The sequence below is a fragment of the Pseudoalteromonas sp. P1-30 genome, assembly GCF_001400005.1.
In the GTDB taxonomy this organism is placed as follows: Bacteria; Pseudomonadota; Gammaproteobacteria; order Enterobacterales; family Alteromonadaceae; genus Pseudoalteromonas; species Pseudoalteromonas atlantica.
The window spans coordinates 1-10858 of record NZ_LKBC01000026.1; the positions used below are offsets into that span (position 1 = coordinate 1).

A 10858-nucleotide genomic window follows, 5' to 3' on the forward strand; every position below is an offset into this window, starting at 1 on the left:
GGGAGCCGGATTTGAACCGACGCCCTTCGGGTTATGAGCCCGACGAGCTACCAGGCTGCTCCATCCCGCGCCTGTAATTTCTTTGAAATAGTTTCGTGTTAATAACGAGCCTGTTTCGAAGAGAGCGCTATAATATAGGAATAAACTTATATTGCAAGGCTTTAACTAGTTAATTGTGTTCAACTGAACAAAAAGCAATCAACAAGCACTATAAATAGCTATCTCTGATGTGGGCTTATCATTTTTTGAAACTCCCAATCTGGGTGTCCCATTACAATAAAGTCAGGATTTTCAGTGCTCTCACGCTGGTTATAAGTAAGCGGATTAAATTCTGCATCGGTTATACACCCGCCCGCCTCTTCTACAATAACTTGTGACGCGCCGGTATCCCACTCGCCTGTAGGGCCAATTCGTAAAAAGCAGTCGGCTTTGCCCTCGGCAACTATACATGCTTTTAGCGAGCACGAGCCTACTGCAATAGTGGCAAACTGCGTATTTAAATACTGACTGACCGCTTCAATTTTTTGTCTACGGCTTACTGCCAGCGTTAGGTTATCGGGTGTTGCTACCGACATTTTTGTGTCGCTACCATTTTCTCGTTTAAATGCACCCTGATTAGCAGTAGCAAAGTAAGTGATCCCTTTTGCCGGCCAATGAATCACACCTAAAACGGGGTGGTTATTTTCAATAAGTGCAATATTAACGGCAAAGTCACCACTTTCTAAAATAAACTCGCCGGTGCCGTCCATCGGATCTAATAACCAATAGCGTTGCCAGTTCTTTCTTTGGGCAAGTGCCGGAATAGGCGTTTCTTCTGACATGATAGGAATGTCGGGCGCAAGCGCTTTTAAACCAGCAACAAGCACATCGTTAGACGCTAAGTCTGCTTTTGTAACAGGCGTAGAGTCTGACTTTTCTTGCTGGCCAATATCGTCTTTTTTATAAATAGCCATAATGGCATCGCCTGCACTTTGTGCAAGTTCAATACAAGGCTCTAGTAATTTATTCATTTGCAGCTCCAGACGCTAAATACTTATTTAATAATAGCAAAGCGGCAACACTGCGAGCTTCGGTAAAATCGTCTTGCTCTAATAATGACTGCCAATCTGTTAATGGCCACTTAACAACCACTAAAGGTTCGGGCTCATCACCTTCTAACGTTTGCGGATATAGTTGCTTAGCAAATAAAATATGCATGGTCGCGTTAAAGTAACTTGGCGCCATTGATACTACTTTTAGCGGCTCAAAAAATTCAGCACCAAAACCCACTTCTTCTTTAAGCTCTCTGTTTGCAGCTTGCTGTGGTGTTTCGCCTGGGTCTATCAAGCCTTTAGGAAAGCCTAATTGGTAGTCATTTGTGCCCGCGCAATACTCACGTACCAGTAGCATTTCGTTATCTGCAGTTATTGGTACAATCATTACAGCCCCGCGGCCACCGCCACGTATGCGCTCATACTGGCGCTCTTCGTCATTAGAAAACTTAAGCTCTAACGATTCAACAGTAAATAAACGGCTTTTAGCAACTACATTGTTACTAATAATTTGAGGCGGAGTTGGGTGCTTTTTCTGTGTCATTGGCGTTATTTTGCTATCATGGCAGTTGTGCTTAATCATAAACTTTTCACAAGGAAAAGCCCATGCTAAATTGGTCAAAAATCGATACCGTTTTACTCGATATGGACGGAACATTACTCGATTTACATTTCGATAGTCACTTTTGGCTTAACGTTGTACCAGAGCAACTTGCGCTCACTCGCAATATTACCCTTGATGAAGCAAAAGCCGATATGCACAAACGCTATCAGGCGGTAAGTGGTCAAATACAGTGGTATTGCTTAGATTATTGGCAAGAGCAACTCAATTTACCGATAATGGAATTAAAACGCCAAACCCAGCACTTAATAAAAGTACGCGAAGATGTGCCCCACTTTTTAACTGAGCTAAAAAAAGCAGGTAAAGAGCTAATTCTTTTAACTAACGCCCACCCTGAAAACGTCATGCTTAAATTTGAACATACCGCGATAGATAATTATTTAGATGGCGTGGTGTCTACTCATCAATACGGAGTGAGTAAAGAGCAGCAAAGTTTATGGCATCAAGTACAAAAAGACTTAGGGTTTAATAAGCAGCGCACTTTGTTTGTTGATGATAGTGTGCCAGTTTTAAATGCTGCCCGAGAATACGGCATTGAACATTTACTTGCGGTGGCCAACCCAGATAGCCAGCAACCACATAATGTAATAGCCGATTACTTAAACGTAACCGACTACAGAAACATAATCTAGCAGCTAGATTATTGTTGCGGGTAACGCGCCACTAGGCCTTGATATACTAACTTTGCAAAGTCGGCATGTTCGGTATCAAGGCTTTTAACGACTTCGACTAAATGCTCGTTATCTTCTTGGCCATTCCATACTTTGATGTAGCTGCCATCTTTGTAGCCATGATCTTGGCGGAAAAAGTTTAACGTGTTTTTACCTACGTAACCGCGGTATAAATCGTCAATATCCATCCCTATTTGCGCCATACACCCTGCAAACGCGGCCGCGTTAAAGGTTTTATTTGCAACTGCTGAAGCTGCTAATATTTCAAGAGTTTGTTTAAAGTCATCTGCGGCCTGTGGTGCGCTAAGTTCTTGTTCTAGCTGCTTAGCTAACTCTTCGTAAGAGGTTGTTCCGTCAATTCTTAACGACAAACCAAAATGAAATATATCAACCAATTCTAGAATTACTTGCTCGGTGTCTGGGGTTTGTTTTTTCCACCACTTCCAACCGTAATGATCTAGCATTTCTGCACACTCAACCCAAATGGCCCTGTACCACTCAAAGCCTTGGCTAAACCATTGATCATGAACTTTAGTGTTCATGGCATTTTGCATTTCTAGCATTACTACTAGCTTATTTAAGTTGGCTGACATATCGTTTCCACTTGAGCTTTTAAATTACGCTTATGATACAGGCAAATAATAAAAAGTGCATTTTTGATCTATTATAAACAGCACATAAAAACAGGGCAGGAAATAATGATGAGTAAAGTGTTACTGCACACCTTGGCGACTATTGTAATGGCTGCTTTTTTAGTAACGAATGCGCAAGCAAGTACAGAAGGAATTGCTGCAGCCCCCGAGCAAGTATCACCATTATTACCGGGCTTAAGCGTGCCTAATATAACGCTCAAAGATCAACATGGTAATAATATAGAGTTACAAAAGCGCTTTGCTGAAAAAACAACGGTACTTATTATTTACCGCGGTGGTTGGTGTCCTTATTGCTCAAAGCAACTGGCTAATATACAAAAAATTGAGCAGCAACTCGCTAATTTAAATGCGCAAATTATTGCAGTATCGCCAGATAGCCCAGAAAAACTAGCCCAAAGTAAAATAAGCTCGCCAAATTATTTACTGCTTTCAGATGATAGCTTAACCCTAACAAAGGCCTTAGGTTTAGCTTATTTTTTAGATGATAAAACAGCCGCAATCTATCGCAATAAGCGCGGTGTTAACTTTGTTGATGCCCAAGGCAAGGTAAACGTCGCTTTACCTGTACCGGCTGTATTTGTAATTGATAAAAGCGGCGTTGTGTATTTTCAGTACGCAAATCCTAATTACAAAGTACGTTTAACAGAGGAGCTATTATTAGCTGGCGTTAAATCAATAGAAAATCAATAATCTGTAGATATATACCAATCGACTTAAATATTTAATCATTCTAGGGTGCTAAATAGAGCGCTATAAATGCCTAATAACTTTAAACAATTGATATTACAAAAAAGGCCAACTAGGTTGGCCTTTTAAACGTTTAACGCGAGCCACTAAACTCAGCCCACGACTCAATTAAATCTATAAAATCTTCAAAGCCACAACCACTCACTAGGCCATTTTCTTCAAGCATTAAGTCATCATCTTGATAGGCGACTAAATCTTCGCTGTCTTGGTGTAGGGCATGGGCTTCAAATAAGGCTTCGTCTTTAGAGAGTATTAAGTCTATCTCTTGGCCTTTTAACGTTATTGGCTCGTAACTTGTTTTTACCGAGCTAATAAGTGCTTGTACCATCGCGACTTTTTCTTTGCCAATTTCTTCGTTTAACCAGCGGCCAATTAGGGCATGCTCGCTGCTTATTTTAATGCGCAGCCCACTAATAGGGTCACGTATAAATTGATATTCCATAATTTTTACTTTTAAAACGCTAATGCACTAATTATACCCATAAATAGCCTTAAACACCGACCCTAAAACGCAAAATAGCGCCAATGGGCGCTATTTAAATAGGCGACATAAAAGCTAACTTCGCGATCTAAAACGTGCAGCATCTATAATCGACCATAAATAAATAATAGGCACGAGTACAAAGCCTACTAATACATAAATAAGTGCGTAACTAATTATAATAGCTAGCGCAAAAAAGATAGCGGCTAAAATTCGCCCTTGTACCAATTGCCCTAAACCAGGAAAAAATATATTACACAACGCTGCAATAACATTACCGCCAGAACCTTGATCAGCCATACTCACCTCTGTAGTTAATTAATTTTAAGTTTTAGTTATTTACTTACTATCACACTTTATGCCAATTTATTAAAGCTTAAAAATCAAATAGTTAAATTACTACTAAATAACTGCTTTAGTATTTTTTACTAAATATAGGTCAATTTGATTATTTTTATTATTAATTATCGTTACTTAAGAGTACAAAAAAGCGACTAAGGGATTAGTTTTACAAGTATTTTTAGAATAGCTGTTCATAAAAACAGTATTTTATTTAGCCTAACAAAAACACCTGTTATACTGCCCTCATTATTGATTGAAAAGGCGTAACGATGGACGTTTCTGAATTACTCGATGGCTTAAATGACAAACAGCGCGATGCCGTTGCAGCCCCACTACAAAACATGCTGGTATTAGCAGGTGCTGGTTCGGGTAAAACACGTGTTTTAGTTCATCGTATCGCGTGGTTAATGCAGGTTGAGCAAGCATCGCCTTATAGTATTTTTGCGGTTACCTTTACTAATAAGGCCGCTAAAGAAATGCGCACCCGTGTTGAAGAAACCCTAAAAGCCCCTGTCGGTGGAATGTGGATTGGTACATTCCATGGTTTATCACACCGTATTTTGCGCGCTCATCACCGTGAAGCAAACCTGCCAGAAGCCTTTCAAATTTTAGACTCTGACGATCAACTTAGAATGATCAAGCGCTTATTAAAATCAATGAATATTGATGACAAAAAGTGGCCCGCCAAACAATTTGGCTGGTACATCAGCGCTAAAAAAGATGAAGCTCTGCGCCCTAAAGATATTCAAGCCTACGATATAAACGAGCAAATGATGCTGCGTGTATATGCCGCCTATCAAGAGGCGTGTGACCGTGCAGGTTTAGTCGATTTTGCAGAAATACTGCTACGTAGCTACGAAGTACTTAAAAATAACCCTACGCTACTTCGCCATTACCAGCAGCGCTTTGCCCACATGCTGGTAGACGAGTTCCAAGATACCAATACCATTCAATACGCATGGCTAAAGCTACTTGCTGGTGATACACAAAGCATTATGATTGTAGGCGACGATGACCAGAGTATTTACGGTTGGCGTGGCGCTAAAATAGAAAACATTAAACGCTTTCTAACTGATTTTGACGCCGAAACTATTCGTCTTGAGCAAAACTACCGCTCAACCGCGACCATTCTAAAAGCATCTAATGCGCTAATTAAAAATAACTCAGAGCGCATGGGTAAAAGCCTTTGGACCGATGGTAACGAAGGCGAGCCTATATCAATTTATGCCGCCTTTAACGAGCTAGACGAAGCCCGCTTTGTAAGCAGCAAGCTACGCAGCTGGTTAAATGCTGGTAATGCGTTGCAAGACGCCGCTATTTTATACCGTAGTAACGCGCAATCTCGTGTACTCGAGGAAGCCATGCTACAAGAAGGCTTAAAATACCGTATTTACGGTGGTATGCGATTCTTCGAGCGCCAAGAAATTAAAGATGCGCTATCGTACTTACGATTGGTAGGAAACCGCCAAGACGACGCCGCATTTGAGCGTGTAATTAACACCCCTGCGCGCGGTATTGGCGATAAAACACTTAGCCATATACGCGACTGTGCGCGTGCTGAGTCTCTCCCTCTTTGGTACGCAGCTAAAGCAATTGTTGAACAACAACATTTATCGGGTCGTGCGGCAAGCGCTGTTACAAAATTTGTAGAGTTGGTAGAGCACATAGAAGATAAAATTAGCGACCTTACACTGCAAGAGCAAGCCAAATACGCTATTCAAACCTCTGGCCTTATGGCCATGTATCAAGCTGAAAAAGGCGAAAAAGGCCGAGCTCGCGTAGAAAACTTAGAAGAGCTTATCAGTGCCTGCGATCAGTATGAACTCCCCGAAGAAGAAGAGTTTAGCTCACCACTACAAGGCTTTTTAGCTTATACATCGCTTGAGTCTGGTGAAGGCCAAGCCGATGAACACGAAGACGCTGTGCAAATGATGACTCTTCACTCTGCTAAGGGCTTAGAGTTTCCACTTGTGTTTATGGTGGGCGTTGAAGAAGGCATGTTCCCATCGCAGCAAAGTAATGAAGAATCAGGGCGCTTGGAAGAAGAACGCCGCCTTTGTTACGTGGGCATGACCCGTGCCATGGACAAACTTTACATAAGCCATGCCGAAAGCCGTCGTTTATACGGCCAAGAAAAGTACCATAGCCCGTCGCGGTTTTTACGCGAAATACCCGAAGATTGCGTAGAAGAAATTCGTATTAAAACACAGGTATCACGACCGCCTGCTGCAGGACGTTTTAGCGCATCAGTAAGTCATGCTGTATTTGAAGAAAGTGGTTTTAACTTAGGCCAACGTGTACTGCACGCTAAATTTGGTATTGGCACTGTGCTTAATTACGAAGGCAGCGGCGCGCAATCGCGTGTGCAAGTAAACTTTGACGACCTTGGCAGCAAATGGTTAGTAACCGCATATGCACGACTTCAAGCTGTATAAGCGCAGTGTTGAGCAATTAACGCAGCAATTAACTGGCGCAAAGCATCGCCAGTTAGTGCTGATTACAGGCCAGCCTACTTGGTGCTATGAGCTATTAAGCGCGTTAACCCGTTCGGATGATGTAAAGCTACTTTCAAACAGCCTTGCCAATGCAAGTTGGCCTGAGCATACTCATCAACTACTTGGGCAAGAGTTTCCTCATGCCGTTTATGATGGCTTTAGTGGCATTTACCCCGATAAACTCGCTGCATTAGCCGGCACCGTAAAAGCCGGCGGGCTTTTATTTTTATTACTGCCTGATTTACAACGTTTAGCCTCATGGCAAGACCCTGCGCTGCAAAGCGTGCAGTCTTATGGGTGTAGTAATCAGCAAAGCTATTTTAATTTACGTTTTTCTCGCCTTTTACAAACGCTACCTGCCATACACTTTGATGAACACACTACCTTTAAACAGCCGCCGCTCAAAAGCTATGTAACAAATAAAATTGAGTATCAGGCGCAGCAACAATGCGTTGAGCAAATAATTAAGGTGGCCACAGGGCGTGCGAACAGACCTTTAATTATTAATGCCGACAGAGGGCGAGGAAAATCAGCAGCGCTAGGTCTTGCAGCCGCAGCATTACATGATAAAAAAATCATTGTATGCGCAACACAATTTAGAGCCACCCATAGCTGTTTTAAGCATTTAGCTAAAACCTTACAGGTGGAATACAAGGCTCAGCAAAAACATTTAGCTAATTTACAATACATGGCGCCCGATGCACTGCTTAATCAGTTGCCGCAATGTGATTTATTACTGGTCGATGAAGCCGCCGCAATACCTGTCCCACTACTGTTAACCATGTTAAAGCACTACCCGCGTATAGTCTTTGCAAGCACCTTGGTAGGCTACGAGGGTAATGGCCGAGGCTATACCATTCGCTTTACGCAACATATTAAAGCAAATTACAAAGCGGCAAAAATTGTAAACTTAGAAGAGCCTTTACGTTTTGCCAAGGGCGACCCTCTTGAGCAACATGTACGCACACTCTTTGCTTTAGATGCACAATATAACGAATACCCACCCGCTTTAAATCGCATTGAGCACGTTGAAGTCACTCAACAGCAACTCGTTGACAATGAGCCTTTACTGCAGCAAATAGTTGCGTTGCTAGCACTTGCCCATTACCAGAGCAGTGTTAACGATTCACGCCAATTACTTGATGCCCCAGCGCAAAGGCTGTTTATTAGTAGATGCGACATGCATGTTGTGGGTGTGTGTTTAATAGCAGTTGAAGGCGGTATGGATGCAGAGCTAGCTAAGCAAGTAATCAGTGGTGAGCGCCGCCCACAAGGGCATTTAATGGCGCAATCGCTCGCGCAATTAAGCGCACAGCCAAGCTATTTAACAAAACAAAGCGCACGCGTTATTCGTATAGCTGTTGCACCTAACCTGCACCAACAAGGCGTAGGTAAAGCATTGCTAGCGCATTGCCAACATCAGCTAACCCCCACCTGTAGTTATATAGGTGCAAGTTTTGGGGCTACAGCAGGGCTTTTACGTTTTTGGCAATCTCAGGAATTTTGTGCTGTAAAGCTAGGTTATCAGCGAGATAAAAGCACGGGTGAGCACTCAGCCCTCGTTATTAAAGCATTAGACACTTCCACGCAGGGCTTACATACCTTAGCTCAGCAATTTAAAAGTGATTTGTTTTATGGTTTATTAACGCACTTTAGCCAACTCGACAGTGAGTTAGTCAGTGAGCTAATAAGTAAATTTATCGATGAATCTAGCGTGCCCAGCCCACCTATAAACACTGCAATTAGTACAATAAATCGCTTTAATACCGCGCCAAAACTATGGTATTTATTTAACCACTCCCCATCCAGCCTAATGGCAACTAAAAGTGAAGATCGCCACTTGCTGATACAAATGGTATTACAAAACCACAGTAATGAGCAGCTAATCAAGCAACATTGCTTAAGTGGAAAAAAAGCCTTAGAGCAACAATTTAAACTCGCAGTTAAGTCACTAATTAAAAAACCACACAACCTTTAAGCTATTTATCTATTTTGTTCTATCCTTAAAGCATTACAAGGCAATTAAAGATAAAGGTATGGAATTCATAAACTTTCAAGTGGGCTGTAAAACCATTTCACTTAAAATTCTCGATATTTTACTCACCGAGCGGTTTGATAATAACCTCACTACATTGCCAAATAACAATAAGAGCTTTATTGGTGTAAAAGACTACATGGAAACACCCACGCCGGTGTTCGACCTAGGTGTTATTTTAAATGGCAGCTCTACAGAGCAAAGTAATAAAAAAGCACTTAATGAGCTAAGAACCTGGCAAGCCTCGCTTAATGATTGGTTTAGCCAATTTGAAAAAAGCATCGCGCAACAGAGCCACGTAATAACAAACGATAAAACTCAGCTGCACAACATCGCCGTATTTTATAAAGAGTTTAAAACTGACAACAGTGACCTAAAATCTATCATAGAAAAACTTGATGAGCCTTTTCAAGCGCTAGTAACAGCTACAGATCGTGCAGTTAGTACTCATAACGAGCAAGACTATAAACAAGCCAGTAAATATTTAGCGAGTATAAAGCGCAACAGCTTTATGCAATTACAACGTCTGTTTGATGCGGCAAAAGAGCAAATAACACTCGATTATAAACCTATTATTGTTTTTACTACTAAAGATGGGCTCAACCCGCATATCGGATTACTAGTAGATAAAGTAGAGGACAATATAGATTATAAAAAAGAAGACATTAAGCCACTCGATAAATTAACCGAAGTAGGCTTTGATATAGACCCGCAAACCAAAGGCATGATGCGAGGGCTAATAAAGTTAGCCGAAAAACACAGTGTTTTAATAGACCCTAGCGCAATATTTAGACCTGATCATTTAGCACAACAGGAAGACGAAGAAACACAAGCGTATGGTTTATTCTAAAAATAAAAAAGCCGAGAAGGCTCTCGGCTAATTAACTTATAGCAACACGTTATACAGTCGCTATAATATCTTCAACTGGTAAACGCGCTTTAGGTTTGCCAAAGTTCCAATCTTCTTCTTCAACTGGGTAGCCCATTGCAAGTGCCACTTCACAAATATGACCATCAAGCTCTTCGCTAAACTTCTCACCGATTAACTCTGGGTCAACACCTTCCATAGGCGTAGATGCAATATTTAAACGCGCCAGTGTATGCATAATGTTACCCAGTGCTAGGTAAACTTGTGCTTTAGTCCAGCTGCCATTGTAGCCATTTTCATCCGTATTCATTTCAGCAAAAGCGTAGGCACCCATAAAGCTTTCACGCAGTTGCGCTGGTAAGTGACCAGAGCTCACTTCAACATCCACACGTTTAACAAACTTCTCTTTAGTAAACTTAGGATCGTAAGCTAATAACAGCGTATGCGACGCTTCTTTAGCGTGTAATTGATTAAACTGGTGCTTGTTAGCAAATGTATCGTGCAAACGCTGCTTAGCTTCATCACTTTCTACCAATACAAACTTCCAAGGTTGAGAGTTGATTGAAGAAGCAGACAAGCGAATAGCTTCTTTAATTACGTCAAGATCCGCCGATGAAATACGTTTGCTCGTATCGTATTTTTTAGCCGTGTAACGGTTATGTAAGTCTTTAATAATTTGATGAGACATGCTCTTCTCCCCTTTGGTAAGGTATGTAAATACAAGATGGGGCAAGTTTATAGGGTTTGCTATCGATTGATAATTAGCAAAATACTTAAAAGACTTTCTAAAAAAATTTGATAATAGATCAAGCCCATACCTTTTGGGATAACAGTGTTATTGGTGCGGGATCTGTAGTAACTAAAAATGTAGAGGCGGATACTGTTGTTGCTGGTAATCCAGCTCGTGAGATAA

At 41.4% G+C, this 10858-nt stretch carries 11 protein-coding genes and 1 pseudogene; 6 read left to right on the top strand and 6 right to left on the bottom strand.

The genetic code is table 11. The annotated features are described in order from the left end of the window. Positions 1 to 218: 218 nt before the first annotated feature. Positions 219 to 1010 (bottom strand): 3'(2'),5'-bisphosphate nucleotidase CysQ, encoded by a 792-nt coding sequence (gene cysQ, locus AN395_RS19155; protein ID WP_004588670.1) that lies wholly within the window; start codon positions 1008 to 1010, stop codon positions 219 to 221. Further along, entirely contained in the window at positions 1003 to 1575 is a 573-nt protein-coding gene (gene nudE, locus AN395_RS19160) for an ADP compounds hydrolase NudE (protein WP_029772216.1), read from the bottom strand. The genes cysQ and nudE overlap by 8 nt, the downstream gene beginning before the upstream one ends. A gap of 62 nt (positions 1576 to 1637) precedes the next feature. Between nudE and yrfG the strand changes: the two genes are divergently transcribed. Further along, the gene (gene yrfG, locus AN395_RS19165; protein ID WP_004588668.1) at positions 1638 to 2285 is read left to right on the top strand and encodes a GMP/IMP nucleotidase; all 648 of its coding nucleotides are present in this window, start codon (positions 1638 to 1640) and stop codon (positions 2283 to 2285) included. Positions 2286 to 2293: 8 nt separating this feature from the next. Here the strand turns inward: yrfG and AN395_RS19170 are convergent, their stop codons facing one another. Next, positions 2294 to 2917, bottom strand: coding sequence for a dUTP diphosphatase (locus AN395_RS19170; protein ID WP_004588667.1), 624 nt, complete (start codon positions 2915 to 2917; stop codon positions 2294 to 2296). A gap of 105 nt (positions 2918 to 3022) precedes the next feature. On the opposite strand from AN395_RS19170, the gene AN395_RS19175 reads away from it, so the two are divergent. Further along, positions 3023 to 3667 carry a peroxiredoxin-like family protein gene (locus AN395_RS19175; protein ID WP_235576592.1) on the top strand — a complete coding sequence of 215 codons (645 nt, stop codon included), beginning with the start codon at positions 3023 to 3025 and terminating at the stop codon, positions 3665 to 3667. A gap of 130 nt (positions 3668 to 3797) precedes the next feature. Here AN395_RS19175 and AN395_RS19180 read toward each other — a convergent pair whose 3' ends face one another. Both AN395_RS19180 and AN395_RS19185 read right to left on the bottom strand, forming a co-directional pair. Next, a complete protein-coding gene (locus AN395_RS19180; RefSeq protein WP_054983969.1) occupies positions 3798 to 4166 on the bottom strand; it encodes a YacL family protein in 369 nt (122 codons plus the stop codon). Positions 4167 to 4280: 114 nt separating this feature from the next. After that, the gene (locus AN395_RS19185) at positions 4281 to 4505 is read right to left on the bottom strand and encodes a hypothetical protein (RefSeq protein WP_004588664.1); all 225 of its coding nucleotides are present in this window, start codon (positions 4503 to 4505) and stop codon (positions 4281 to 4283) included. Between the two features lie 311 nt (positions 4506 to 4816). Between AN395_RS19185 and uvrD the strand changes: the two genes are divergently transcribed. The 3 genes from uvrD to AN395_RS19200 are packed head-to-tail and all read left to right on the top strand — an operon-like array spanning position 4817 to position 9927. After that, positions 4817 to 6982 (top strand): DNA helicase II, encoded by a 2166-nt coding sequence (gene uvrD / locus AN395_RS19190; RefSeq protein WP_054983970.1) that lies wholly within the window; start codon positions 4817 to 4819, stop codon positions 6980 to 6982. Continuing rightward, positions 6960 to 9020, top strand: coding sequence for a GNAT family N-acetyltransferase (locus AN395_RS19195; RefSeq protein WP_054983971.1), 2061 nt, complete (start codon positions 6960 to 6962; stop codon positions 9018 to 9020). The genes uvrD and AN395_RS19195 overlap by 23 nt, the downstream gene beginning before the upstream one ends. Positions 9021 to 9078: 58 nt before the next feature. Further along, the gene (locus AN395_RS19200; RefSeq protein ID WP_054983972.1) at positions 9079 to 9927 is read left to right on the top strand and encodes a hypothetical protein; all 849 of its coding nucleotides are present in this window, start codon (positions 9079 to 9081) and stop codon (positions 9925 to 9927) included. 49 nt (positions 9928 to 9976) lie between these two features. Here the strand turns inward: AN395_RS19200 and AN395_RS19205 are convergent, their stop codons facing one another. Beyond that, a complete protein-coding gene (locus AN395_RS19205) occupies positions 9977 to 10633 on the bottom strand; it encodes an NAD(P)H-dependent oxidoreductase (RefSeq protein ID WP_024031966.1) in 657 nt (218 codons plus the stop codon). Positions 10634 to 10770: 137 nt separating this feature from the next. On the opposite strand from AN395_RS19205, the pseudogene AN395_RS19720 reads away from it, so the two are divergent. After that, positions 10771 to 10858, top strand: a pseudogene (locus AN395_RS19720) (sugar O-acetyltransferase); the annotation flags it as partial.

Bases quoted from the DNA above. Each gene is read 5' to 3' on its own strand.
- cysQ (WP_004588670.1), bottom strand. From the start codon at position 1,010: ATGAATAAATTACTAGAGCCTTGTATTGAACTTGCACAAAGTGCAGGC.
- nudE (WP_029772216.1), bottom strand. From the start codon at position 1,575: ATGACACAGAAAAAGCACCCAACTCCGCCTCAAATTATTAGTAACAAT.
- yrfG (WP_004588668.1), top strand. From the start codon at position 1,638: ATGCTAAATTGGTCAAAAATCGATACCGTTTTACTCGATATGGACGGA.
- AN395_RS19170 (WP_004588667.1), bottom strand. From the start codon at position 2,917: ATGTCAGCCAACTTAAATAAGCTAGTAGTAATGCTAGAAATGCAAAAT.
- AN395_RS19175 (WP_235576592.1), top strand. From the start codon at position 3,023: ATGATGAGTAAAGTGTTACTGCACACCTTGGCGACTATTGTAATGGCT.
- AN395_RS19180 (WP_054983969.1), bottom strand. From the start codon at position 4,166: ATGGAATATCAATTTATACGTGACCCTATTAGTGGGCTGCGCATTAAA.
- AN395_RS19185 (WP_004588664.1), bottom strand. From the start codon at position 4,505: ATGGCTGATCAAGGTTCTGGCGGTAATGTTATTGCAGCGTTGTGTAAT.
- uvrD (WP_054983970.1), top strand. From the start codon at position 4,817: ATGGACGTTTCTGAATTACTCGATGGCTTAAATGACAAACAGCGCGAT.
- AN395_RS19195 (WP_054983971.1), top strand. From the start codon at position 6,960: ATGCACGACTTCAAGCTGTATAAGCGCAGTGTTGAGCAATTAACGCAG.
- AN395_RS19200 (WP_054983972.1), top strand. From the start codon at position 9,079: ATGGAATTCATAAACTTTCAAGTGGGCTGTAAAACCATTTCACTTAAA.
- AN395_RS19205 (WP_024031966.1), bottom strand. From the start codon at position 10,633: ATGTCTCATCAAATTATTAAAGACTTACATAACCGTTACACGGCTAAA.